At 44.6% G+C, this 23,967-nt stretch carries 24 protein-coding genes; 18 read left to right on the top strand and 6 right to left on the bottom strand.

Annotated elements, in window-relative coordinates; all coding sequences use genetic code 11:
• Nucleotides 1-77: 77 nt before the first annotated feature.
• From OCV56_RS11415 to purF, 7 genes are all read left to right on the top strand, one after another.
• Nucleotides 78-5,333, top strand: a complete 5,256-nt coding sequence (locus OCV56_RS11415; protein WP_150330752.1) for a FimV/HubP family polar landmark protein — start codon at nt 78-80, stop codon at nt 5,331-5,333.
• A gap of 145 nt (nt 5,334-5,478) precedes the next feature.
• Nucleotides 5,479-6,273 carry a tRNA pseudouridine(38-40) synthase TruA gene (gene truA / locus OCV56_RS11410; RefSeq protein ID WP_004734161.1) on the top strand — a complete coding sequence of 265 codons (795 nt, stop codon included), beginning with the start codon at nt 5,479-5,481 and terminating at the stop codon, nt 6,271-6,273.
• A 176-nt stretch (nt 6,274-6,449) separates the two neighbouring features.
• Nucleotides 6,450-7,376 carry an acetyl-CoA carboxylase, carboxyltransferase subunit beta gene (gene accD / locus OCV56_RS11405; RefSeq protein ID WP_010436898.1) on the top strand — a complete coding sequence of 309 codons (927 nt, stop codon included), beginning with the start codon at nt 6,450-6,452 and terminating at the stop codon, nt 7,374-7,376.
• A 42-nt stretch (nt 7,377-7,418) separates the two neighbouring features.
• Nucleotides 7,419-8,681: a bifunctional tetrahydrofolate synthase/dihydrofolate synthase gene (gene folC, locus OCV56_RS11400; protein ID WP_086713013.1), complete on the top strand. Its 1,263-nt coding sequence runs from the start codon at nt 7,419-7,421 to the stop codon at nt 8,679-8,681.
• The gene (locus OCV56_RS11395; RefSeq protein WP_086713012.1) at nt 8,682-9,254 is read left to right on the top strand and encodes an SPOR domain-containing protein; all 573 of its coding nucleotides are present in this window, start codon (nt 8,682-8,684) and stop codon (nt 9,252-9,254) included.
• 61 nt (nt 9,255-9,315) lie between these two features.
• The gene (locus OCV56_RS11390) at nt 9,316-9,807 is read left to right on the top strand and encodes a CvpA family protein (RefSeq protein ID WP_009848678.1); all 492 of its coding nucleotides are present in this window, start codon (nt 9,316-9,318) and stop codon (nt 9,805-9,807) included.
• Between the two features lie 34 nt (nt 9,808-9,841).
• Nucleotides 9,842-11,356 (top strand): amidophosphoribosyltransferase, encoded by a 1,515-nt coding sequence (gene purF / locus OCV56_RS11385; protein WP_086713011.1) that lies wholly within the window; start codon nt 9,842-9,844, stop codon nt 11,354-11,356.
• Nucleotides 11,357-11,459: 103 nt separating this feature from the next.
• Here purF and OCV56_RS11380 read toward each other — a convergent pair whose 3' ends face one another.
• A complete protein-coding gene (locus OCV56_RS11380; RefSeq protein ID WP_086713010.1) occupies nt 11,460-12,335 on the bottom strand; it encodes a LysR family transcriptional regulator in 876 nt (291 codons plus the stop codon).
• Between the two features lie 228 nt (nt 12,336-12,563).
• On the opposite strand from OCV56_RS11380, the gene OCV56_RS11375 reads away from it, so the two are divergent.
• From OCV56_RS11375 to recR, 7 genes are all read left to right on the top strand, one after another.
• Nucleotides 12,564-13,667, top strand: coding sequence for a response regulator (locus OCV56_RS11375; protein WP_086713009.1), 1,104 nt, complete (start codon nt 12,564-12,566; stop codon nt 13,665-13,667).
• Between the two features lie 148 nt (nt 13,668-13,815).
• A complete protein-coding gene (locus OCV56_RS11370; RefSeq protein ID WP_017067606.1) occupies nt 13,816-13,953 on the top strand; it encodes a hypothetical protein in 138 nt (45 codons plus the stop codon).
• Between the two features lie 74 nt (nt 13,954-14,027).
• Complete coding sequence (locus OCV56_RS11365) at nt 14,028-14,399, top strand: YbaN family protein (protein ID WP_086713008.1); 372 nt, start codon at nt 14,028-14,030, stop codon at nt 14,397-14,399.
• Between the two features lie 161 nt (nt 14,400-14,560).
• On the top strand, nt 14,561-15,106 hold the full coding sequence (gene apt / locus OCV56_RS11360; RefSeq protein WP_086713007.1) for an adenine phosphoribosyltransferase: 546 nt from the start codon (nt 14,561-14,563) through the stop codon (nt 15,104-15,106).
• An 18-nt stretch (nt 15,107-15,124) separates the two neighbouring features.
• Nucleotides 15,125-17,353, top strand: a complete 2,229-nt coding sequence (dnaX, locus tag OCV56_RS11355) for a DNA polymerase III subunit gamma/tau (RefSeq protein WP_086713006.1) — start codon at nt 15,125-15,127, stop codon at nt 17,351-17,353.
• 150 nt (nt 17,354-17,503) lie between these two features.
• Entirely contained in the window at nt 17,504-17,833 is a 330-nt protein-coding gene (locus OCV56_RS11350) for a YbaB/EbfC family nucleoid-associated protein (RefSeq protein ID WP_017062338.1), read from the top strand.
• Nucleotides 17,834-17,910: 77 nt separating this feature from the next.
• Nucleotides 17,911-18,510, top strand: a complete 600-nt coding sequence (recR, locus tag OCV56_RS11345) for a recombination mediator RecR (RefSeq protein WP_019823189.1) — start codon at nt 17,911-17,913, stop codon at nt 18,508-18,510.
• An 83-nt stretch (nt 18,511-18,593) separates the two neighbouring features.
• Here recR and aqpZ read toward each other — a convergent pair whose 3' ends face one another.
• Both aqpZ and OCV56_RS11335 read right to left on the bottom strand, forming a co-directional pair.
• On the bottom strand, nt 18,594-19,283 hold the full coding sequence (aqpZ, locus tag OCV56_RS11340) for an aquaporin Z (protein WP_086713005.1): 690 nt from the start codon (nt 19,281-19,283) through the stop codon (nt 18,594-18,596).
• Between the two features lie 100 nt (nt 19,284-19,383).
• Complete coding sequence (locus tag OCV56_RS11335; protein WP_017059389.1) at nt 19,384-19,632, bottom strand: YkgJ family cysteine cluster protein; 249 nt, start codon at nt 19,630-19,632, stop codon at nt 19,384-19,386.
• 159 nt (nt 19,633-19,791) lie between these two features.
• Between OCV56_RS11335 and OCV56_RS11330 the strand changes: the two genes are divergently transcribed.
• Nucleotides 19,792-20,232: a YcgN family cysteine cluster protein gene (locus OCV56_RS11330; protein WP_086713004.1), complete on the top strand. Its 441-nt coding sequence runs from the start codon at nt 19,792-19,794 to the stop codon at nt 20,230-20,232.
• A 119-nt stretch (nt 20,233-20,351) separates the two neighbouring features.
• On the opposite strand, the gene OCV56_RS11325 is transcribed toward OCV56_RS11330, so the two are convergent.
• From OCV56_RS11325 to OCV56_RS11315, 3 genes are read right to left on the bottom strand one after another with little or no spacing between them, the layout of a single operon-like run.
• A complete protein-coding gene (locus tag OCV56_RS11325; RefSeq protein WP_086713003.1) occupies nt 20,352-21,410 on the bottom strand; it encodes a phage integrase in 1,059 nt (352 codons plus the stop codon).
• 15 nt (nt 21,411-21,425) lie between these two features.
• Nucleotides 21,426-21,908 carry a hypothetical protein gene (locus OCV56_RS11320; RefSeq protein ID WP_086713002.1) on the bottom strand — a complete coding sequence of 161 codons (483 nt, stop codon included), beginning with the start codon at nt 21,906-21,908 and terminating at the stop codon, nt 21,426-21,428.
• 24 nt (nt 21,909-21,932) lie between these two features.
• A complete protein-coding gene (locus OCV56_RS11315; protein ID WP_086713001.1) occupies nt 21,933-22,532 on the bottom strand; it encodes a helix-turn-helix domain-containing protein in 600 nt (199 codons plus the stop codon).
• 387 nt (nt 22,533-22,919) lie between these two features.
• Here OCV56_RS11315 and OCV56_RS11305 point away from each other — a divergent pair, with 387 nt between their 5' ends.
• Genes OCV56_RS11305 through OCV56_RS11295 form a run of 3 tightly spaced genes read left to right on the top strand, consistent with a single transcriptional unit; the run spans nt 22,920 to nt 23,960 of the window.
• On the top strand, nt 22,920-23,066 hold the full coding sequence (locus OCV56_RS11305) for a hypothetical protein (protein WP_167373165.1): 147 nt from the start codon (nt 22,920-22,922) through the stop codon (nt 23,064-23,066).
• Nucleotides 23,067-23,075: 9 nt separating this feature from the next.
• Complete coding sequence (locus OCV56_RS11300; RefSeq protein ID WP_086713000.1) at nt 23,076-23,615, top strand: phage regulatory CII family protein; 540 nt, start codon at nt 23,076-23,078, stop codon at nt 23,613-23,615.
• Between the two features lie 9 nt (nt 23,616-23,624).
• Nucleotides 23,625-23,960, top strand: coding sequence for a hypothetical protein (locus tag OCV56_RS11295; protein ID WP_086712999.1), 336 nt, complete (start codon nt 23,625-23,627; stop codon nt 23,958-23,960).
• The last annotated feature ends 7 nt before the right edge of the window (nt 23,961-23,967 follow it).

Genomic DNA, 23,967 nt, shown 5'->3' with positions numbered 1-23,967 from the left:
TATAGTTTTACGTCATTTATCCGATATATTTAATAGATCATCACTTTTCCGAATTTAAGCACCTAGCTGAGCCTTTTATGTTTCAAATTTTCAAGCCGTGGTTAATGCCTTTTGCCTTTATCATTGCGACTCAGATTTCCGTTGTTCGTGCAGATTCCATTCGAGTTGTTGGGCCTGATGGCCAGATACAATCAGCGCCTACGTTTTCAGAACCTCTTCAAAGAGCGCAATCAACCAGCGCTGAGCCTTCACGTTTCTATGGTCCAACTCGTGGCTCAGAAACATTGTGGTCTATTGCTTCAAAGTTACGCCCTGATAACTCCGTTTCCGTCCAACAAACCCTGTTGGCTATTTATCGCTTAAACCCACAAGCGTTTGAAAACCAAAATATCCATAGCCTGTTGCCAGCCAGTAATTTACGTGTGCCTTCTTTAGAGCAAGCACGTGCAAGCTCGACGCAGCAAGCCATCAACATCATGAACTCGCACCTTGCTAAGCTTGATGCCCCTGCGAGTAAGCCTGTCGCTTCAAAACCAAAAGCGTTGAGTTCTGATACAAAAAATGTGGCACCTACCAAGTCAGTAAGCACTGCTGAAACCGCCAAAAGTCCATTGTCTTCAACTCAATCTTCTCTAGCTCAATCCGCTCCAACTCAAGAGATGAACAAGTTAGAGAAGCAGCTAGAGCTTTCAGAAACTGAACTCTTGTCACTTGAAGAGAAAAATCACCAACTTCGTTTGATGTTATCGAATGTTCAATCAGAAGTTGATGAGCTTAAAACTGAGCTCAGTGATGAAGACCGCATTCGTAGCGAAGTGGAAAAGCTGCTTGATGAAGAGCGCAGAAAGAATGCCGAAATTGAAAAAATGGCACCAAGTGCCATGGACGAACTGCTATCGAATGGTTGGTTAGTAGCGGCTCTTGCGATTATTCCAGGTCTGCTACTTGGTTTGATCATTGTGATGCTGTTAGGCCGTCGTTCTAAAAATGATGAGCAACAGCAAGCTGCTCAAGAACAGCCGATTCAGCCAGAACCAAGCAGCGTTGCGCCTATTGCATTGGGCGACGAGATGGACGACCTTAACGAGCTGTCTTTAGACGATGACTTGTTTGGTACGGAAGATGAAGCCAACAAGTTGTTTGACGATCAAGCGTTAGCTGAAGAAGACGACGATGTCTTTGCCGGTTTAGATGAATCTGATCTCGATTTCAATCTAGATGGTGAAGACGATGATCCGTTTGCCAGCATTGGTGAAAACGGTGATTTAGATACGAACTTCGACGATTTAGATTTAGACAGCAGCAACGGTATCAGTGTCAATGGTGAAGAGAAGGCGCTTGGTCTTGAAGAGATGGAGCGTGCACTAGACAAAACAGCGGAAACCGCAAGCGATACTGATGAGGTCGATTTTGATCTTTCTGATGATAACGCAATGTCTGCTGATGACATTGAAGCTTTACTATCTCAAGAGTCTGAAACTGAAGATCTCGGTTCCAACGAATTAGACCAATCTTTGTTAGATGATCTGTTTGCTCTTGATGACGAAGATGATGATAGCTTCGATATTGACGCTCTGATTTCGGAAGAGCAAAGTGATTCGCCTTCTAGCACTGAAACACCTGCAAGCGATGATTTTGATATTGATGCGCTGATCTCAGAGCAACAAAGCGATATTAAACCGGCTGATTTGAGCTCTGACGACTTTGATATTGATGCTCTAATTTCCGAACAGCAGAATCCTGAGCCAGCGGCGCCGACAGCAAATGATGATATTGATGACATCTTTGCGCAGGTTGCCGCTCAGAACGATCAAGCGAATGATTCGTTTAACCTCGATAGCGATGATGAAATTGCCACTAACCTAAACAGTGGTTTGGCGTCTGATGATGATATTGAAAATATTCTGTCTCAGTTCGATAAGCCAATTGTAGATGAAGAACCTCAAGACAGCGTTGACCTACTTGATGAGCAATTGGCTGGCGATGATGTAGATCTAAGTAACTCGACAGAACTTCTTGATGAAATGTTGGAAGATGAATCGGATGATGGGTCTGAAAGTGAGCCTTTAGGTTTTGATTCCTTATCTGAACTTGAAGAGATTTCTGGTTTATCGACCGATGATGACCTAACCATCGCAGAAGACAGCACGGAAACGTTGGATGAATTGATAGGTGACTCTGATGATGATTTCGAACTTGACGCTGAAAGTACCGACTTACTGGATGATTTACTTGATAGTGAATTGTCAGGTGATGAGCTTTCGACGAATGCATCAAAATCAGAATCTTTAGACCCGTTTGATGACTTACTGACAAGTGGTATTGAAGACGAGCTTGAATCTGAAGAGCAGGTGTTTGATAAAGAGTTAGACGCAGCCTTTGGTTTTGACAACACCAACGATGAGCCTGTAAAGGATTCAGACGTTGAGCTTACTCCGTTAACCTCAGAAACATCCGAAGTTGAGCCTGAGCAAGCGTTGGATATTAGTGAAACACCACAACCTGAAGTCGTTACTGATGAACCGTTAGATTCGGAAGTGATTCAAGACAGTCCTGACGTTAAACCCGAAAATGATGATGCCTTTAATCGTGATGACTTTATCGATGATTTGTTCGGTGTCGCACCGGCAACGGATGCTTTGCTTGATGACTCGCTAGAAACAACAGACGAAGCGTTGATTGATGAGTTGATGACTTCTGATGACAATGATTTGTTGCCAGCGACAGAAGAGCCTGCTGAACCATCAATTGAAAATGCTGTTGAACCAGAGCAAGTGTCTCTTTCAGACAGCAAAGAAGTATCACCGGAAGAAGCCGCATCATCGGCCGAAGATGATGAACTGGATATCGACTCGCTGTTATCTGAGAATTCTGATTTTGACAAACCAGCTTTTGAAGAGCGAGTTCAAGAAGAAACTGCGTCACTAGAATCAGAACCGAAAGAAGCCGACGTACAAGATCAGCATCAAGACATCGCTGCTAGTTTTGAAGATCAAGCTTCGCCATCGTCTTTAAATGATATCTCTGAGGATGATGAAGAGACGGTTGAAGACTGGCTAGCTGAAGCCATCGAAGATGTAGAGTCACCTGCGAACGTTGTCTCTGATTTTGACTTTGAACCGAAAATCCAAGGTAGCGATCAGTTTGAAGATGTCGTTGAATCCTTGCCAGAGCCAGAGCCAGAGCCAGAGCCAGAGCCAGAGCCAGAGCCAGAGCCAGAGCCAGAGCCAGAGCCAGAGCCAGAGCCAGAGCCAGTTCGAGCTGCAAATATGCCAGAGATCATTCCGAATGAATTTGGCGTACCACAAGACGATGATTGGCTGATTGAAGACGAGGCATCTGCACAAGAAACATTGTTTGAAGCTGAAGTAACACCAGAGCCCGTTGCTCCTACTGTTGACTCTCAATTAGACGCTGAGCCTCAAGCTGAATCGGCACCGCAAGTTGAAGCTGCCACGCCAGACAGCAAAGAAGAGCTCTCGTTTGATGACTTCGAGTTGCCAGAGTTTAATGAAGAAGACGCATTGGCAGAAGCCGATGTTGAAGTAATACCAGAGCAAGTTGCTCCTATGGTTGACTCTCAACTGGATGCTGAGCCTCAAGCTGAATCGGCACTGCAAGTTGAAGCTACCACACAAGACAGCGAAGAAGAGTTCTCGTTTGATGACTTCGAGTTGCCAGAGTTTAATGAAGAAGACGCATTGGCAGAAGCTGATGGTGAAGTAATACCAGAGCAAGTTGCTCCTATGGTTGACTCTCAACTGGATGCTGAGCCTCAAGCAGAATCGGCACCGCAAGTTGAAGCTACCACACAGGACAGCGAAGAAGAGTTCTCGTTTGACGACTTTGATTTGCCAGAGTTTGGCGAAGAAGATGCATTAGCGGAAGCTGATGCTGAAGTAATACCAGAGCAAGTTGCTCCTATGGTTGACTCTCAACTGGATGCTGAGCCTCAAGCAGAATCGGCACCGCAAGTTGAAACTACCACACAGGACAGCGAAGAAGAGTTCTCGTTTGACGACTTTGATTTGCCAGAGTTTGGCGAAGAAGATGCATTAGCGGAAGCTGATGCTGAATCAACACCAGAACCCGTAACGCCAGCTATTGACTCTCAACCAACCGTTGAGCCTCAATCTGAAGCAGCACCACAGACTGAAACTGCGAAACCAGAAAGCGAAGAAGAGCTCTCGTTTGATGACTTTGAGCTGCCAGAGTTCGGTGAAGAAGATGCATTAGCTGAAGTGGTGAGTGAACCGGATGAAGCGCAGTTAGAGCAAGACTTATCTGATGGCACTGAGAAGTTCGAATTCGATGACCGTGACCTTCCTGAATACGATGAAGAAAGTGCAAAAGCCGACTCTGTCTTAGATGATATTGAGCAAAGCAGTGCTGAGCCAGTAGCAGAAGATGAAGGCGTAGAGTTTGATGAGTTTGATTTGCCTGAATATGGTGAAGACGAAGCGATCTCTGATGCATTTGCAGAGAAGTTGACACCATTGACATCTTTCAGCCCACAAGGCGAAGAGCAAGATGCGTTACACGATTTGTTCTCAAACCCGCAAAGCTTCAGTCATTCTGATGATTTCTCGGATGTAGAAGAGTCTGAATTGGCTGGCTTTACGCAGCCAGAAGAATCACTGAGCGCGGCTTCAGAGCAAAACTCAGCGCCTACAGCGGTTCAAGACGAGCCACTAGAAGGTTTTGATGATTTCGATGAAACAGCATTGGCTGAGTTGCTTTCTGAAGATGTTCAAGACTCTGTCGACAACATGTTCGATAAGCCATTGGATGCAACATCGATTGATAGTGCAGGGCTAGACATTGATGCGATGCTTGAAGTCGGTGGTGAAGATTGGAAAGGTTTTAATTTAGCTCCAGAGCAACAATCGAGCATGCACAATGATGTTCCTGATGATCAACAAGAGATTTGGGCGTCGGCAGAACAGCAAGCTGAACCTAAAATCAAGCAAGAGAATTGGGCTCAACAAGACAATCTAACCGAATCAGATAACAGTCGCGATAAGCAATATATGACGATTGATGAACTGATGGCTCAAGTAGAGCAAGAAGGTGAAGACGTTATTAATCCCGATGACGAAGAATTGAAGCTGGATGTTGGCCTAAATGAATTCCCAGACGTTATCGGTGATATTGGCAACTATGATGTTGATAGCAATGCAGAGGCTGCAGGTAAGCTTGATTTAGCCAAAATCTATATCGAGATGAGCGATTCGCAAGGGGCTATTAAGCTTCTTGAGGAGGCGATAGTTGACGGAAGCGATGACATTCGCCGCGAGGCCAAGAATCTTATTGATACGTTAAACGGTCGATAAACTGAACGAGATATAAAGGGTAGCATTGGCTACCCTTTATTTTTGGTGAGTCGTTCTTCTAATATTATAGATTTAGCTCCTTCCTATTTGGGCTAGCACTCATTTCCGTATATACTTCTCGCCCATTTTCAAAGAGAACAAGAACATGAAAATTGCTTTAGGTATTGAATATAACGGTACCCACTACTTTGGTTGGCAGCGCCAACGAGACGTGAAAAGTGTCCAAGAAGAATTGGAAAAGGCTCTTTCAGTTGTCGCGAATCATCCTGTAGAAGTTATGTGCGCAGGTCGTACAGATGCAGGTGTTCACGGTACGGGACAAGTCGTTCACTTTGAAACTAATGTCGATCGTAAAATGGTGGCATGGACAATGGGCGCGAATGCCAATATGCCAAAAGATATTGCGGTTCGTTGGGCGACAGAAGTGAATGAGGATTTCCATGCTCGTTTCTCTGCTACTGCTCGCCGTTATCGTTACATTATCTTTAACCATGCACTGCGCCCTGGCATTTTGAATTCAGGCGTGAGCCATTATCATGGTCATCTTGATGAGAAAAAAATGCACGAAGCAGGTCAGTACTTACTTGGTGAGAATGACTTTACTTCGTTCAGGGCAACACATTGTCAATCTCGTAGCCCATGGAGAAACATGATTCACTTGAACGTGACTCGCCATGGACACTACATTGTGATCGATATTAAAGCGAATGCGTTTGTTCACCACATGGTGAGGAATATCACTGGTAGCCTTATTGCCGTAGGTAAAGGTGAGCAGAAACCAGAGTGGATCCAGTGGCTTTTAGAAGCTAAAGATCGAAAAGTAGCCGGCGCAACCGCAAAAGCGGAAGGTTTGTATCTGGTGGATGTTGATTATCCAGAACATTTTGAGCTACCACGAGAGCCAATCGGTCCTCTATTTTTGCCGGATAATTTGAACTAAATGTGAGACTTAGGTTCAAAAATTATTACGGTTTAGTGCGTAAGATAGTCCCAGAAAATAGGTACAACCAGTTTTTTATCTACAGTCGCTGTTTTATGTGCTTTAATTCCCACGCATAATTCCCAAATTTATTTCTTTCGCAATCAAGCGGAAGAATCGAAACAAAAAGGTCTTCCATGAGTTGGCTTGAAAAGATTTTAGAAAAAAGCAACATCGTAACATCTCGTAAAGCGTCTATCCCTGAGGGTGTTTGGACTAAATGTACTTCTTGTGAGCAGGTTCTGTACCATGCTGAACTAGAGCGTAACCTAGAAGTATGTCCGAAATGTGACCATCACATGCGCATGAAAGCACGTCGCCGTCTAGATACATTCCTAGACAAAGGTGAGCGTGTTGAACTAGGCACTGATCTTGAGCCACAAGATAAGCTGAAATTTAAAGATTCTAAGCGTTACAAAGAACGTATCTCTGCTGCTCAAAAGAACAGTGGTGAGACAGATGCACTAGTTGCAATGAAAGGCGAACTGCTTGGTTTACCTATCGTTGCGTGTGCTTTTGAATTCTCATTCATGGGCGGCTCAATGGGTTCTGTTGTAGGTGCTCGTTTTGTGAAAGCGGTTGATGCTGCGATTGAAAACAACTGTGGTTTAGTTTGTTTCTCTGCAAGTGGTGGTGCGCGTATGCAAGAGGCTCTTATGTCTCTAATGCAAATGGCGAAAACCAGTGCTGCTCTAGAGCGTTTATCTGCAAAAGGCCTACCGTTTGTTTCAGTAATGACTGATCCAACAATGGGTGGTGTTTCTGCAAGTTTGGCAATGCTTGGCGATATCAACATTGGTGAACCAAAAGCACTGATCGGTTTTGCTGGACGTCGTGTAATCGAACAAACTGTACGTGAAGACCTTCCTGAAGGTTTCCAACGCAGTGAGTTCCTATTAGACCACGGTGCTATCGACATGATTGTTGACCGTCGTGAGATGCGTCAGCGCGTTGCAAGCCTTGTTGCTAAAATGACCAACCAGCCTTCACCATTAGTAGTTTCTGTGAACGATTCACCGAATGAAGCTACTTATGAAGTACCAGAAGCGCCAGAAAAAGGGTAAAGTACCTTCTAACAAACCAACTTTATTATGGTTATGAGTTAGATGAGTCAACAACCTATTCCTCAAGCCACATCCTCTTTGGAGATGTGGCTTGATTATTTATCAAACATCCACACCAGCGCTATTGATCTTGGATTAGACCGAGTTCAGGCCGTCGCCTCTAAGGCAAACCTCACCAAACCTGCTCAACACGTCATTACTGTTGCCGGAACCAATGGCAAAGGCTCAACGTGTGCCCTGATGGAAGCGATTCTATTGGATGCTGGTTACTCTGTCGGTGTCTACAGCTCTCCTCACTTGATTCGCTATAACGAACGTGTTCGTATCAATGGCCAAGATCTCTCTGATGAGAAGATGGTTCAGTCTTTCGATTTCATTGAGAAAGAGCGTGGCGAAATCAGTCTTAGCTTTTTCGAATACGGCACCTTAGCGGCGTTACGTGCATTTCAAACGGAAGCGGTAGATGTCGTGCTATTGGAAGTGGGGTTAGGCGGTCGTTTAGATGCAACGAATATCGTTGATCATGACGTATCTGTAATTACGAGCTTGGCTGTCGACCACGTTGATTGGCTTGGCGATGATATTAATGTGATTGGCTTCGAGAAAGCGGGTATTTATCGTAGTGGTAAGCCAGCTATCTGCGGTCAACCTAAGCCCCCGGCTACGGTTGCAGCGCACGCTGATGATATTAAGGCTGAGTTTTACCAGGTTGGTATTCAATACACTTATGATGTGGATGGTGATACGTGGAACTGGCACAGCGGTGCATTCCAATTAGAATCTCTACCTATTCCAAGCCTCCCGCTACCGAACGCAGCAACCGCGTTGATGGCATTAGGTACATCAGAACTTAGCATCAGTGATGTGAATGTCGTTAATGGTATGAAGAACGCACAGCTTCCTGGGCGTATGCAGCAAATTAGCGATCAACCCGTGATTGTTCTTGATGTGGCACACAACCCACATTCAGCCGAGTACTTTGCACAGCAAGTAACGAAGAAATACTCAGGCAAAAGTTTACACGTTGTAGTCGCTATGCTTCATGACAAAGATATTCCAGCGACATTGGAAGTATTAGCGCCCATCACAACACATTGGTATCCAGCTTCATTGCAAGGCCCACGCGCGGCAACAGCGGCTGAATTGTGTAAAAGCCTACCTCAAGGCGTAGAGCAGTATTCAACCCCTGTCGCAGCGTTTGAAGCGGCTTTAGCTTCTGTTCAAGGCGACGATGTTGTGTTGGTGGTCGGTTCTTTCCATACCGTAGGCGAAGTCTTGGAGCATTGGCAGAAAAAAGGAAACTAAATGGCAAGTAAATTCCAAAGCCGATTAGTCGGCACCATCATTTTAGTGGCCATTGGCGTGATAGTATTGCCAGATGTGCTCGATGGTAAGAAGCTCCACTATAAAGAAGAGTTTGCAAGCATTCCGATTAAGCCAGAGCTTGATAGTAATGTTGAAGTGTTTGAAGTGCTCGATCCCGTTGAAGATCAGATCGCACTACCGGACTCTCCGGTTGAGCGAGTGGTCGAAAGTGGCGTTGATGATAATTCAGATACGCAAACGGCGTCGGTTTCTGAAAAAGAAGCAGACAAAGTGGCAGTGGTGGTTAAGCCGGTACCAGAAAAAAATGAATACCAAGACAGCGCTTGGATCATTCAATTGATGGCTTTAAAGAATGCTGACAACGCAAAAAGCGTGGTTAAGGATTTGCAAAAGCGTGGTTACCAAGCTCACACCAAGCAAGAAAAAACTTTTACGCGAGTAATTATTGGCCCGGATGTGTCTAAATCCAAACTTGAGCGACAAATTAAGGAATTAGAAAAAATTACGGGTTCAAAAGGCCAATTGCTCAAATTTAAACCGCTAAATCCATAAGAAAACGTTTGCGTCAGCATTTTTTCTGTTAAAATGCGCGCCAACTTAAGATGAAGAATTCATGAATTGGTTAGATTTTGTCATTTTAGGCGTGATCGGCTTCTCTGCCGTGATCAGTTTAGTTCGTGGTTTCGCTAAAGAAGCCTTGTCACTCGTAATTTGGTTTGGAGCATTTTTCATTGCTAGCCAGTACTACGCTAAATTAGCGATGTACTTCACCAATATCGAAGATGAGATGTTTCGAAACGGAACTGCGATAGCAGCATTGTTTGTTGCAACGTTAGTTGTTGGTGCCTTAGTTAACTATGTCATCGGTCAGCTAGTTCAGAAAACAGGCCTGTCAGGTACAGACAGAATCCTCGGTGTCGTCTTTGGTGGCTTACGTGGTGTTTTGATTGTTTCTGCAGTGTTGTTTTTCATGGATGCGTTTACTGCATTCCCAAGTTCTGAGTGGTGGAAGAATTCGCAGTTGGTTCCGGAGTTTAGTCGAATCATTGCGCCGTTCTTCGAGCATTTACAAGCAACATCTAGTTTCTTATCTGGCGCGCTCTAGCGCCAGTTAATGTCGAAAAATCGAGGATTAGGACATGTGTGGTATTGTTGGAATCGTGGGTTCAACACCTGTAAACCAGTCTATTTATGACGCTTTAACGGTATTGCAGCATCGTGGCCAAGATGCCGCTGGTATTTGTACCATAGAAAGCAATCGTTTCCGTCTGCGTAAGGCGAACGGTTTAGTAAAAGATGTTTTTGAAGCCAAACACATGCAGCGCCTACAAGGTGAAGTTGGTATTGGCCATGTTCGTTATCCTACTGCGGGTAGTTCAAGTGCGTCTGAAGCTCAGCCTTTCTACGTAAACTCTCCTTTTGGCATTACGTTGGCGCACAACGGTAACCTGACGAACGCTAACGAAGTTCGTGAGAAGTTGTTCGAAAAAGACCGTCGTCATGTAAATACAACCTCTGATTCCGAAGTTCTACTGAACGTATTGGCTCATGAGATCGATATTGTTAAAGGTAACGTGACTTCAGATGACGTTTTCCGCGCTGTGGCAAACGTGCATCGTACTATTCGTGGCGCTTACGCCGTAACCGCGATGATCATCGGCCACGGTATGATCGCATTCCGTGACCCACATGGTATTCGTCCATTGTGTCTTGGCAAGCGTGAAGTTAATGGTAAAACAGAGTACATGGTTGCATCTGAATCGGTAGCACTTGATGCTGTTGGTTTCGACTTCATGCGCGACGTAGCACCGGGTGAAGCTATCTACGCAACGTTCGACGGTGAACTTTTCACTAAACAATGTGCAGACAACCCACAACTAAACCCATGCATCTTTGAGTTTGTATACTTTGCACGCCCAGATTCATTCATCGACAAAATTTCGGTTTACAGCGCACGCGTTGAAATGGGTGAGATGCTAGGTAAGCGTATTAAAGAAGAGTACGCAGACTTAGATATTGATGTGGTTATCCCAATCCCTGAAACATCGAATGATATTGCGCTACGCATCGCTCAAGCGATCAATAAGCCATACCGTCAAGGTTTCGTAAAAAACCGTTATGTTGGACGTACGTTCATCATGCCAGGCCAGCAACAGCGCAAGAAATCGGTTCGCCGTAAGCTCAACGCAATCCGCTCTGAGTTTAAAGGTAAGAACGTTCTACTGGTTGACGATTCTATCGTTCGCGGCACAACATCAGAGCAGATCATTGAGATGGCTCGTGATTCTGGCGCAAACAAGGTTTTCATGGTTTCAGCAGCTCCAGAGGTTCGCTTCCCTAACGTTTACGGCATTGATATGCCGAGCGCGACAGAGCTGATTGCTCATGGTCGTGATAACGAAACGATCTGTAAGCAGATTGGTGCGGACGCATTGATTTTCCAAACACTACCAGACCTGATTTCTGCAGTGGGCATGGGTAACCAAGACATTTCTCGTTTTGATACATCTGTATTTAACGGCGAGTATGTAACAGGCGATATCGACCAAGCTTACCTCGATTTCCTCGACTCTTTGCGTAATGATGACTCAAAGGTTCAGCGAGAGATTCAACAAGACCTCGCTAACTTAGAATTACACAACGAAGGCGCTTAGTTAGCGTTACGCTAGCAATGATTCATTAGTGCTAGCGATACAGAATATAAAAAACCAGAGCAGATGCTCTGGTTTTTTTGTTTGTGGAGAAGGGGATTGATCATTAATGAATGTGGTATGCGATCACAAAATCAATAAACAATCTAACTTTCTCTGGTAGGTGGTCTTTGTGGTTATAAAGCATGTAAATATCACGAGGGTTAGCGCTCCAGTCTTCTAAGACCTGTACCAAGCTGCCATCTTCGATGTATTCACGAATCATCACATCAGGCATTAGGGTGATTCCTAGGCCTTCAGAACACGCTTGTCTCACAACATTAAGCGCATTGGCATTGAAACGGCCTTTTTCACTATTCACCACCGTCTCTTCATTCGAATTACTCAGCTGCCACTTAATCAGCGGGTAGCCTTTGAGCAGCGAATGGTTCGCTAGCTCTTCAGCATGGCTTGGTGCTGGGTTCTTCACTAAATACTCAGGGCTGGCGATAAGAATATCTTTTACTTCACTGATTTTTCGAGCGATTAAGCTTGAATCACGCTGTGGGCCGACACGGAAAATTACGTCCCACTCAGTTGGATCCAGCTGATCCGCTTGGTTGTTCATCATCAGCTCAATATTGATATCAGGGTATTGAGTCATGAAATCGCTGAACATTGGCATCATCATGCGCTTGGTCAGGTTGGAGGGTGCCGTAATACGAATTTTACCGGAAGCACCTTTGCACACGTCAGTTAACTCTTCTGCAGTAGAAGAGAGACGCTGCAATAGCGGAGAGCATTCATTGAAGAAACGTTCGCCTGCCTCTGTTAAAGAAAGTTTACGCGCGTGTCTATTGAGAAGCCTAAGGTTCAAAGAATCTTCTAAGGCTTGGATGCGTCGTGTGATGGTCGCAACCGGAATCATAGTCTTGCGCGATGTTGCGGTGTAGCTCCCATTTTCAACGACGAGTCGAAAGAGGTTTAAATCATCTAATTTCATAAATCCAGACACATTTGTTTACAATCTCATCTAATTTATACGTAACAGTGAGATCAATGTTTGCGTTACGTCAACTCGTTGCACTATTTACAAGTATTCCAACCCTCGTCACGAATTACCAGTAAAGAGTGCAAATTTGTGTATTTAGCATTTTATTACTAAGTTTTATATTAGTTCTTAGAACAGATAACAATAATAATTCGACTTAGTTTTGTGAGGTTATAGATTATGTACAAAACTCACAGTCAGCCAGTAATGACCTCGGCTCAGGAAGTGATTAACCAAAAATGCGTGATGTTGGTTGATGATGATCCTATTTTTCGCCGTATAACCAGCGCGTACCTAGATAAGGTCGGTTATAAAGTGGTTGAGGCTGAAAATGGACTGGACGCACTGCAAAAGCTTAGAGACTCAGCGCCAGATTTAATTGTGTGTGACTTATCAATGCCGATACTTGATGGCATAGAGCTTGTGGAAGAGCTCAGTTTAGAGTACCCATCATTGCCTATGATCGTTGTGTCCGGCACTGATGATATGTCTGATGTAGCGAAAGCATTGCGATTTGGCATTAAGGATTTTTTAGCGAAACCTTTAGAGGATCACAGCCACTTAGGAAGTGCGATTGCGAACACACTGACAGATTCGTTTGATAACATTTCAGACCAACGAGATTTTTCAAGCCAGTGGTTCTGTGTGGATGATGGGGGAGAGATCCCTGAAGACCAGGAATTGCATTGGCACCTGAATTACCTTCAAGATAATCCAAGCGCAGCAAAAGACTTACTGCATGCGCTGCTTCCAGAAAAAGATACACGACAAGGTTCTTGGCGCTGCAGTTACCGTTTATTGCAATCCACAGAGATGATGCCACTTGTTTTTGATTATGCGTGGATGATGAACGGGCAGTTTGCTTTTTACCTTGTCGATTCATCCTCTTCAGATAATGGTGGCTCCGCGACAACACTGTTGGTGAGAGCGTTGTTCCACGATTACATAAGAAACAGAAAAGATTTTAATGTTGATCTCAAAGATATTGCTGAAATCTTAGAAAAGGGGATACGTTGCTCGAAATGCTCCACCCCTGTTAATGCTCTGTTTGGTGTTGCTAACCTCGCTGAGGGAACCATATCCATTTTGCCTGCGGGCTTAGATGGGCAATGGTCGAATGGTGAATTGAATCAACATATTGCAGCGGGCGAACGCTTGGGTGAGAACTGTAAGAAGAACTTTATTACAAGAGATCTTCCGATTGAAAAGGGCTGCCAACTTTCGTTGAGCTTGCTTGGATCGGCAAGTTTTAGTTTAGACATACACCAAGGGTCTACTGATTAACCCTATATTTCCTCGGTTTTTGTGAATAATTGATTAAGGTATAGTTGCGCAAATGGTGTGGCTATGCCTTTTTTGTTAAATGTCTATTTAGCAAAGCGGGTTTGGTTCGCCGGATACTTACCTTTACTAACAAAAACAAGAAGCAATCATGGCAGATAACAAAGACTTTCAAGACCCGTTTAATGTATTCTACTTTTTAGGATTTTTAGCCGCATTTTTAATGATTCCATTACTACCTGCAACGCTTACGTTGATCCGTGTATTCAATGGTTACGCAACATTCTAGTTACGCTGTCGTCGCCGACTGGTGATAGCTAACTCAAGGAGGCCACAATTAGCGTTCGAGTTTTAAGCCTCAATATTGCTGGTGGCCTTTGTATCTTTCTCGCAGTTCTAGGGATAGTTTTGCCCGTTCTGCCAACCACTCCTTTTCTCCTTCTTGCTAGCGCTTGCTTCATGCGAAGCAATCCGAAAGTTCACAAATGGATGCATGAACATAAAACGTTGGGTCCTTTGTTGAACAATTGGTACCAACACGGTGCCGTCACCAAACAAGTTAAAACCCGTGGCGTATTCTTTATCTTGTTGAGTTTCGCGTTATCCATCTACTTTGCCCCCATCATTTGGGTCAAGGTTTTCCTAATTTGCGTACTTGTTATTCTTCTCACATGGTTTATGCGGCTTCCAACCCATGAGTTGGTTGCTGACAGCAAAGAAAATCACTACCATTAAGCCAGTGTGCCTGCTTGTATAGCGGGCGTTTATTATTTCAGCAATCAGAGTTATGACTCTCGTTGCAATGAATACCAATCGTACCTTTCCTTAATTCCAAGCGTTGATGTTTGATTCGTTAACGAGAGTTTGGAAAGCGGCCTAATGAAGTGCATAAGATTATGAACACAGAAAAAATCTCTCTGATCAAAGCAAGCATCAAAAGCATTCCTGATTACCCTAAAGCGGGTATTTTGTTCCGTGACGTAACAAGCTTGATGGAAGACCCAGCAGCTTACAAAGCGACTATCGACCTGTTAGCGGATACATATAAGGACATGGGCTTTACTAAGATCGTTGGTACCGAAGCTCGTGGTTTCTTATTTGGTGCGCCTTTGGCACTAGAGCTGGGTGTTGGTTTTATCCCTGTTCGTAAACCGGGCAAGCTGCCTCGTGAAACTGTGGCACAATCTTATGAGCTTGAGTACGGTACAGATACGCTAGAAATCCATACTGACGCTATCGTTGAAGGCGATAAAGTCTTGATGGTTGATGATTTGCTAGCAACGGGCGGTACGATTGAAGCAACAACAAAGTTGATTCGTCAACTTGGTGGTGTGGTAGAACACGCTGCATTTGTTATTAATCTTCCAGAAATCGGTGGTGACAAGCGCTTACAAGGCTTAGGTCTAGAAGTGTTTAGCATCTGCGAATTCGACGGTCACTAATCCTTTTCGGAATTATTCATGAGCTATCTTGCGTTAGCGCGAAAATGGCGACCAACCAAATTCAAAGAAGTGGTTGGTCAAGCCCATGTTTTAACAGCATTAGAGAATGCCCTTAGCCAAAATAGGTTGCACCATGCTTACCTATTTAGCGGAACGCGCGGTGTCGGTAAAACGACTATCGGCCGTTTGTTTGCTAAGGGACTCAACTGTGAAACAGGCATTACTTCAACCCCCTGTGGTGAATGTGCAACTTGTAAAGAAATCGATGAAGGTCGCTTTGTTGACCTATTAGAGATCGATGCGGCATCACGTACCAAGGTAGAAGATACCCGTGAGCTTCTGGACAATGTTCAGTACAAGCCAGCGCGTGGTCGCTTTAAGGTTTACCTTATCGATGAAGTACACATGCTTTCTAGGCACAGTTTCAACGCACTTCTAAAGACGCTAGAAGAGCCGCCTGAGTATGTGAAATTTTTGCTCGCAACGACTGATCCGCAAAAGCTGCCAGTGACTATCTTGTCGCGTTGTCTGCAGTTCCACCTTAAGCCGATCAGCGTTGATAATATTCACGAGCAGCTCGACCATATTCTTGAACAAGAGAATGTAACGTCTGAGTCTCGTGCGCTTGGAATGATCGCTCATGCTGCTGACGGTAGTATGCGTGATGCGTTAAGCCTCACTGACCAAGCTATCGCTTTAGGTAACGGCAATGTAGTAACAGACACTGTTGCCCACATGCTTGGGACGCTAGATACCGACCAAGCTATCCACTTACTTGAAGCGATTAGCAGTAAGCAGCCGCAACAAGCGATGGCGTGTATCCAAAGCCTTGCTGAGAATGGCGTAGAGTGGGATGGTTTGTTGAATCAGCTTGCAGCTCAATTGCATCGTCTAGCTATGTATCAAGCGTTGCCGTCTACCTTAGACAAAGCTCAGCCTGACGCAGAGAAGCTTGAACTGCTTAGCAAAGCATTAAGCCCACAAGATATTCAGCTTTATTACCAGATAGTGCTGAAAGGTCGCGAAGATTTACCATTATCGCCAACCGCTCGTGTTGGTGTTGAGATGGTGGTTTTACGTATGTTGGCATTTAGACCTGCAGAGCAAAATGTAGCAACGGCTATCTCTACTCAGTCGACAACTCCTGTTGTCGCACCGACTCAGAACGTTGCTCAACCTGTGAGTCAACCTGCGCCAATGGCAGCTCCGAGACAGCCGCAGATGCAACAACAGGTGCCTCAACAGCAAGCTATGCAGCAGCAACCAGTACAACAGGCTCCGCAGCAGAATCCAGCACAGTATTCAGATTCGCAAGGTTACGCTGACCATTCTGGCAACCAAGGTTATCCTGAGCAGGATTACCCGCACAGTCAGTATGATGCGCCACCGGCTTATGACGAACGTCCTAGCTACGGTGCAGAACAGCCTCAACAAGCGAATTATCAGAATCAAGCTCCAGCTCAGCCACAAAACGCTGCACCTTCAGCGCCACCTGCTTCGACTGCTCCGCAAGGACAATCAGAACGTCCGGCTTCGCCTGTCAGTGGTTTACGCCACCAATTGCGTTCTCAACGCAGAGGCAGTGCCGCAGAAAACAAAGGATCAGCGCCAAAAAAGGCTAAAGCGACACCAGCTAAAACTTCAGTTCTTGATCGAGTTGCTCAGCAACACGGTGGTTCTGAGCGGGTGTCGCCAGCTTCTTTATCAGCCTCTTCGACAGAAAATGTAACCAATGATAATGAACCTTATCGCTGGAAACCGTCTAAACCTGTAGTAAAAGAGGTGAATAAAGAGCTTACACCTACTCAGATCAAGCGCGCGTTAGAGCATATTAAGACACCAGAAATGGTCGATAAATTGCTTCAAGAGTCGATTGCTCAAGATGAATGGTCCGCCACGATTCAAAAGCTAGAGACAGCCAAGCTTGTTGAACAGTTAGCGTTGAACTCAGTGTTTGCTAAAAACGACACATCAATCACCCTAACGTTAAGAGCGAGCCAAGCTCACTTGAATACGGACCGTGCGCAGAGTGAGCTATTGCAGTCACTCAATACTGTGCTTGGAGAAGAGTACCATTTGAGTGTTGAAATCGGTGATGGTGGAGAAACGCCACTAGAGTTACGAGAAAGATTGTATCAAGGTAAGTTGAAAGACGCGTTTACCGCTTTGGAAAACGATGCCAACGTACAGTTTATTGAAAGGCGTTTTGCTGCAGAGCTCGACAGAGACAGTGTTCGCCCTATCTAGAGTGTTTCTCGTTGAGTGACCGACGTATCATCCCAGATAAGCAAATCTGAGAACTGAACATCGAGGGGTTGAATCACACAGTTTAACCCCCATTTAAGCTCCTATAGCTTAATTAATTTTAATAAACCAATTAGACCAGAGAGTATTAACATGTTTGGTAAAGGCGGTATGGGCAACATGATGAAGCAAGCCCAGCAAATGCAAGAGCGCATGCAAAAGCTTCAAGAAGAAATCGCAAATATGGAAGTTACAGGTGAGTCAGGTGCTGGCCTTGTAAAAGTAACGATCACTGGTAGCCACAGCGTTCGCCGTGTTGATATCGATGAAAGCCTAATGGAAGACGATAAAGAGATGCTTGAAGATCTTATCGCTGCTGCTTTCAACGATGCGGCTCGTCGCGTTGAAGAAACTCAAAAAGAGAAAATGGCTAGCGTAACTGGCGGAATGCAACTTCCACCAGGTATGAAGATGCCTTTCTAAGAAACTACTTCTAAGGGTTTATTCAAGCTGCGGTTTATCTTGAGTAAATCGTTACTTGAAAATTAGAACGGTTAAATATGCGTACCAGTCATATGCTGGAGCATTTGATGGAGGCCTTACGTTGTCTACCTGGGGTTGGCCCCAAGTCGGCGCAGCGTATGGCCTTTCATTTGTTACAGCGCGATAGAAAAGGCGGCCTACAGCTGGCTGAGGCTCTTAGCCAAGCAATGACCGAAATTGGTCACTGTAATGAGTGTCGTACTTTTACTGAAGAAGATACCTGCCACATTTGTACCAATCCTAAACGTCAGGAAAATGGTCAAATCTGTGTAGTAGAGAGCCCTGCAGATATTGCAGCTATCGAAGCAACAGGCCAATATTCTGGTCGTTACTTTGTGCTTATGGGTCACCTTTCACCACTTGATGGTATTGGTCCAAGCGATATCGGTCTCGATGTTTTGGACTACCGTCTGCGTCGTGGTGATATCTCTGAAGTAATCCTAGCGACCAACCCGACAGTTGAAGGGGAAGCAACAGCGCACTACATTGCTGAGCTATGTAATGCCCATGAAGTGAACGCAAGCCGTATCGCTCATGGTGTTCCCGTTGGTGGTGAGCTAGAGCTGGTGGATGGCACCACGCTTTCGCACTCCTTACTCGGTCGTCATAAGATCTAAAAAAGCCGCTTGGTGAATTATCACTGAGCGGCTTTTTCTTTTATGGTTCTCAAAGGTTTCTGTTTCAAAACACTTCTCTGAGCTTAATCTGAACCTCTCACTGCTTTGTAGATCATCGCGCCAATCACGGCACCGATAATCGGTGCAACCCAGAATAGCCATAGTTGCGAAACAGCCCAATCACCGACAAATACTGCTACTCCAGTACTTCGAGCTGGGTTCACAGAAGTGTTCGTTACAGGGATACTGATAAGATGAATCAAGGTTAAACAGAGGCCAATCGCGATAGGTGCAAACCCAGTAGGTGCTTTTGAATCAGTCGCGCCCATGATCACGAATAGGAACACCATGGTCACGACCACTTCACAAACGAGAGCCGCTGTGAGCGAGTAACCGCCCGGTGAGTGTTCTCCATAACCATTGGAAGCAAAACCAGACGCCGCAGCATCAAAGCCAGCTTGGCCTGAAGCAATCACAAATAACACACCACCTGCGATAATACCGCCAATTACTTGGGCAATAATATAAGGTGCGACATCTTTGGCATCAAAGCGTCCGCCACTCCAAAGGCCGATAGTAACAGCAGGGTTGAGGTGACAACCGGATATATGCCCGATAGCAAAAGCCATGGTGAGCACGGTTAAACCAAAGGCAAGAGAGACCCCGAGCAAGCCAATACCGACATCGGGAAAAGCGGCTGCTAAGACAGCACTACCACAACCACCTAATACCAACCAAAATGTACCAAACATTTCTGCGATATACCTATTCATAACGATCCTTATTAATCTGTACCAGTATCAACAAGATAGTTTAGATTTCGCAGAATTGTGAAATCTTGAGCATATAGGAGAAAGAAAAGGTCAGATAATCTTAGGTAATTGCTTCTAACTCGATCAGGTTATCAAGGGCTTCTTGGTCGGTTTTACCACAAATGACAGGGCAAGCTTTGAATTGATGACATACCTTCGGGCGTGAAGGTTGACCAAATAACTTGCATAGATCTTGCTCATTTAATTGGATGCAGCGTACGCCAGCAGGCTTGCCATTAGGCATTCCAGGAATAGCAGATGTAATACTCGGAGCGATACAACAAGCTCCACAACCTAGGCGACATTCCATCAAATTAAACTCACTAAATAACAGGGTGCGCGATAGTAGCAAAAAATAATGGCAGTGACAGCTATTGATTGGATCAAAGAATGAACAATTATTATCCTTGAACTTTTTATGGGCTAGCGGTATAACACGCACCCCAGTAAAAGAGTAAGAAGTAATCCTATGACGAATCCATTTTGGCAAGAAAAAACACTAGAGCAGATGTCCGAGCAAGAGTGGGAATCTCTGTGTGACGGTTGTGGTAAGTGCTGCCTACATAAGCTTATGGATGAAGATAGCGATGAAGTTTACTACACCAATGTGGCGTGTAGCTGGTTAAACGACAAAACATGTTCGTGTAAGGACTACCCAAATCGCTTCACTTCAGGTGAAGAGTGTTTGAAGCTAACTCGTGACAAGATCGATGAGTTTCACTGGCTACCAGACACTTGTGCTTACCGTCTACTATCAGAATCTAAGCCGATCCCAGAATGGCACCCATTGATCACCGGATCAAAATCAGAGATGCACGCAGCAGGTGAAAGCGTTCGCAACAAAGTCGTGTATGAAATTGATGTGGTGGATTGGGAAGACCACATTTTAAATCATCCCAATAGGAACTAGGCCACACAAGACGTGACGGGGCTTTATCAAAAGCTTATCCATCAATGATCATCAATATTTATCTATATTCTGAAAATTTGTGGACACAATGTGGACATTAAAGTGTCCACATAGGGTGGTCATTCTGCCTTTTTAGTGTCCACAGAAACCGCTTGTTTGATATTCACTAATGGGTTCTTTGTGACCACATCTTCTAGGTGATCTGGGGCGAGGTGTGCGTATCGCATGGTCTGCTTAATATCGCTATGACCAAGGATTCGTTGCAGGGCGATAATGTTGCCACCGTTCATCATGTAGTAAGACGCAAAAGTGTGGCGCAGAACATGTGCCGCTTGCTGCTTTAGTCGCGGGACATTTTTCACAATGAATCGGTAAACGGTCGAATAGCCAATGCTAAACAATGGGCCAGAACCTTCCTTGTAAATCTCTTCATAAAGTTCGGGGCTGATCGGTACCGAGCGATTCTTTTTACCTTTCGTTTGAGTGAACGTGACTTTGTATTTTGTGATTTGAGCGCCCGTTAGTCGGGATGCTTCGCGAAAGCGACCACCTGTAGCCAAACACAGTTTAATAATCTTATGCATGTCATCATGGAATTCGTGTGCTTCTGCCTTAGTGATAAGGTTCTGCATTTCCTCAACGGTGAGAAATTCCATTTCAGGTTCATGCAGTTTGAATTGGCGGACAGCTTTCAAAGGGTTTTCACCTTTCCACTCTCCCATGCGCTGCAGCTCTACAATCACAGCATTCAGCAGATCTTGTTCGTTGTTGCAAGTACGAAAAGACACTTCAACCTTTCGGCCATTCAAATCAGCCACTTCACCTGCAAGGCGGCGAGTGCGGTATTCAGTAAACATCGTTGCCGTGAGCTTATGATAAAGCGGGTCGCCTAACGCCAAGCCAATAACCTTCAACTTATTGTAAGTGTATTTGGAATGGGCAAGTGATTGGCCGTGGCGTTCTTGCCACAAGTCGATCATATCCAACAGGCTACGAGTTTGGCTTTTCTCACCTAACCATGGTTTGTCGTCGGTTTCTTTTAAAACAAACTTCTCATACGCAAGAGCTTCCCCTTTAGTCGCGAAGCGCTTTCTTACACGCTTACCATTGCGGCCATTTGGACGAACATCGCATATCCAAGGTTTTTTATTGCCGTCTTCTAACTTTCGAACTGTCATATCAGTGAAAACTTATTATTTAACGATATCAAAAAACGTATCGTAGTCTTCGCCTTCGATGGTAAAAGTTGATAGGTCAAACTTCATGTAAGAGCCCTCGGGATATTCAGCATCAGGTAATGCATACAACTGAGCTACATAGTTGAGTTCAAGCATCTTTGCTTGCTTGTTATCGAGCTTTAACTTCAAAGCAGCGCCTGTTTCGTGCTTGGAAGAGAGGGAAATGTTTTTCCCCGACATTGTGCCATTTACATTAAAATCAGCGTTGTCTTGTCTGAAGTTCTTAATTTTTCCGTCTGTTTTGAGATTAGCAATGCTGCTTGAATTGAGGTTAAAGCTTAGGCAGTCATCCTCATTTGTTTTCGCACAATAAATCACACTGATCGCAGGCTTTTCGTTCATGGTGAAGCCATCAGATATGAACGAAACCTCAAAGTTATCATTCGCAAAAGATACCGATGAGAACAAAACTGTAAGTGGGTAAAAGAGTCTTTTCATTGTTATTTCTCTAGCCAACTGCTTTTATTCTTTAATCATGCTCATTGTTACTCGACCAAGCACATTTATATCTTCTTCTGTTGCTTCAATAGTCGAGTTCCCAAAGCTTATTGCGAGCTTCTTACCTGGTAATCTTTGAACTTGGTTTATAGAGTGAGCGCCGTCTATTTCTATCAGGTAGCGACCAGAAGTAGCGTGGGTTTCTTCTGAGTTAATAAAGCATCGTTGACCATCGTGCTCGACGATAATGGTTTTGCTTGCTTTCAACCCATACCCATCAAGCGTAAGTGAGTCGATTGAAATAGAGCCTCTTTCTTCAAGCTTCCCATTGAGAATAATGTTAATTGAAATGGAGTCGGCTGGGGATTGCTCGTCATCGAATGGTTTACCTTCGCCAAGGGCAAGGTACCTAACAGAAGCCCCAGACTTTAGGTGCTCCCTCACAATCAATTCAAATCCAGTCCGATCATGGTGGTGCCAAGTCGAAAACGTAGAACTAGGTACGCCATAGTAGTCACTCATAAGCTCATAAGTCTTACAACCAGTCACTTCTTTTAGCTTTTCGGTAAATTCCCGCCCCTTCAAGTACTCAAATGGAGGAACTTTTGCTTTTAATCTACTCATATAGCAAACCTGCTTTTACTTAAATGACAAACAATCCTGAAAATACCTTCATATGAGATCTAAAGCTGTCTTTTAGATTTAAATCTTGCAAATGAAAGAATTTGATCGTAAGTTTATCTCATACAAGATGATGGCTAACCAATCTCACTCAATCGCCATCAAATACACTCAAACAAGTAGGATACCACTTATGGCAACTATTCAAATAGCGGTAGACGCACCTTTTTGTACTAAAAAAGAGTTTATCCGTCGCACTGGCTGGTCTTAATCTTCCTTAGACCGCGCTATCACTGCAGGTGAAATCCCAGTTCTAGAGAAGAAGGGCAGAAGCGGCAGCGTTCTTATCAACCTAGTCAAGCTCTACCAACGCGCAGCGGAGCAACAAGTATGAGCCCTGCTATCCCACCTAAAACCAAACTCACTCAGCAAAATGCAATGAGTGAGTCTTGGGAAGAAAACTACCCAAACAAATGTCCGCTTTGGCTGAATATCATCGGCTGGTCATTCGTTTTCGTTCCTTTCTTCTTTAAATGAGTATTGGTTATGGACGCAAATAACTCAATGTGTGTATTACGCGAACGCAAACAACAAACTTTTGATGCGGCTTGTTGTGATTTTGTCGTCAATCACGATGTTGAAGCGATAGCTCGTAAGTTAGAGCTAAGTGGCACGATGCTTCGCAATAAGCTGAACCCAAATCAACCGCACGTTCTTAAGCCGGTTGAGTTGGCGTTAATCAGCCGCGTTTCTGGTGACTATTCAATCGTAAACACGTTATTTGCTAATGATGGTGTCGTAACCATTCCACTTCCAAAAGACGAAGACGAACTCAACTTGCTTGAAAGGGTTCTTCAGCTAAACGCCCACTCTGGTGAGCTTTCTAGCGATGCGTTAGCCATATGCACCGCAGAGCGTTTACCGCGATCTACTAAACGCAAAACCTTAGCCAAGGCGCAAGCTGCTTTGGGCAATCTGGTTTTGCTTATCAATGACCTTGAACACCGCACCACAGGCCTACAGCCACTAATGCAATTTGGCACAGATTTTCTGGCTAATGGTGCACCTATTCCAGGCTTAGCCTAAGGAGCAACCATGAGTCAGTTAGCCAGACAACAAGAAACGCAGCCCCAAGTACCGAGCGCAGCAGATAGCATTGCCGCGTGTAAGTCACTTTTCGATAAAAGTGCAAAGCGTAGAAAGCTACGCGATATGTATAACGAAATGAATGATCGTAGCCGTGGCTTAATTCTGATTGCAGGTGGTATGCCACCAAAAGATTACAGCCGCGAGTTTGATTCATTCGATGACCTTGAGTTGCAAAAAGTCCGTTCTGGAATGCAGCTACTTAAAGAGATGGTGATGAAGTTCGACCGCAAAGTGGGTGATGTTCGCCGTCTAAAACATTCCGATATCAGCAAAGTTATTTAACAGCCTA

Source organism: Vibrio gigantis, from assembly GCF_024347515.1.
GTDB classification, from domain to species: Bacteria; Pseudomonadota; Gammaproteobacteria; order Enterobacterales; family Vibrionaceae; genus Vibrio; species Vibrio gigantis.
Note: the sequence above shows the minus strand (reverse complement) of the source record. Positions and strands in the feature narration are given on the sequence as shown.

Bases quoted from the DNA above. Each gene is read 5' to 3' on its own strand.
- OCV56_RS11415 (WP_150330752.1), top strand. From the start codon at position 78: ATGTTTCAAATTTTCAAGCCGTGGTTAATGCCTTTTGCCTTTATCATT.
- truA (WP_004734161.1), top strand. From the start codon at position 5,479: ATGAAAATTGCTTTAGGTATTGAATATAACGGTACCCACTACTTTGGT.
- accD (WP_010436898.1), top strand. From the start codon at position 6,450: ATGAGTTGGCTTGAAAAGATTTTAGAAAAAAGCAACATCGTAACATCT.
- folC (WP_086713013.1), top strand. From the start codon at position 7,419: ATGAGTCAACAACCTATTCCTCAAGCCACATCCTCTTTGGAGATGTGG.
- OCV56_RS11395 (WP_086713012.1), top strand. From the start codon at position 8,682: ATGGCAAGTAAATTCCAAAGCCGATTAGTCGGCACCATCATTTTAGTG.
- OCV56_RS11390 (WP_009848678.1), top strand. From the start codon at position 9,316: ATGAATTGGTTAGATTTTGTCATTTTAGGCGTGATCGGCTTCTCTGCC.
- purF (WP_086713011.1), top strand. From the start codon at position 9,842: ATGTGTGGTATTGTTGGAATCGTGGGTTCAACACCTGTAAACCAGTCT.
- OCV56_RS11380 (WP_086713010.1), bottom strand. From the start codon at position 12,335: ATGAAATTAGATGATTTAAACCTCTTTCGACTCGTCGTTGAAAATGGG.
- OCV56_RS11375 (WP_086713009.1), top strand. From the start codon at position 12,564: ATGTACAAAACTCACAGTCAGCCAGTAATGACCTCGGCTCAGGAAGTG.
- OCV56_RS11370 (WP_017067606.1), top strand. From the start codon at position 13,816: ATGGCAGATAACAAAGACTTTCAAGACCCGTTTAATGTATTCTACTTT.
- apt (WP_086713007.1), top strand. From the start codon at position 14,561: ATGAACACAGAAAAAATCTCTCTGATCAAAGCAAGCATCAAAAGCATT.
- dnaX (WP_086713006.1), top strand. From the start codon at position 15,125: ATGAGCTATCTTGCGTTAGCGCGAAAATGGCGACCAACCAAATTCAAA.
- OCV56_RS11350 (WP_017062338.1), top strand. From the start codon at position 17,504: ATGTTTGGTAAAGGCGGTATGGGCAACATGATGAAGCAAGCCCAGCAA.
- recR (WP_019823189.1), top strand. From the start codon at position 17,911: ATGCGTACCAGTCATATGCTGGAGCATTTGATGGAGGCCTTACGTTGT.
- aqpZ (WP_086713005.1), bottom strand. From the start codon at position 19,283: ATGAATAGGTATATCGCAGAAATGTTTGGTACATTTTGGTTGGTATTA.
- OCV56_RS11335 (WP_017059389.1), bottom strand. From the start codon at position 19,632: ATGGAATGTCGCCTAGGTTGTGGAGCTTGTTGTATCGCTCCGAGTATT.
- OCV56_RS11330 (WP_086713004.1), top strand. From the start codon at position 19,792: ATGACGAATCCATTTTGGCAAGAAAAAACACTAGAGCAGATGTCCGAG.
- OCV56_RS11325 (WP_086713003.1), bottom strand. From the start codon at position 21,410: ATGACAGTTCGAAAGTTAGAAGACGGCAATAAAAAACCTTGGATATGC.
- OCV56_RS11320 (WP_086713002.1), bottom strand. From the start codon at position 21,908: ATGAAAAGACTCTTTTACCCACTTACAGTTTTGTTCTCATCGGTATCT.
- OCV56_RS11315 (WP_086713001.1), bottom strand. From the start codon at position 22,532: ATGAGTAGATTAAAAGCAAAAGTTCCTCCATTTGAGTACTTGAAGGGG.
- OCV56_RS11305 (WP_167373165.1), top strand. From the start codon at position 22,920: ATGAGCCCTGCTATCCCACCTAAAACCAAACTCACTCAGCAAAATGCA.
- OCV56_RS11300 (WP_086713000.1), top strand. From the start codon at position 23,076: ATGGACGCAAATAACTCAATGTGTGTATTACGCGAACGCAAACAACAA.
- OCV56_RS11295 (WP_086712999.1), top strand. From the start codon at position 23,625: ATGAGTCAGTTAGCCAGACAACAAGAAACGCAGCCCCAAGTACCGAGC.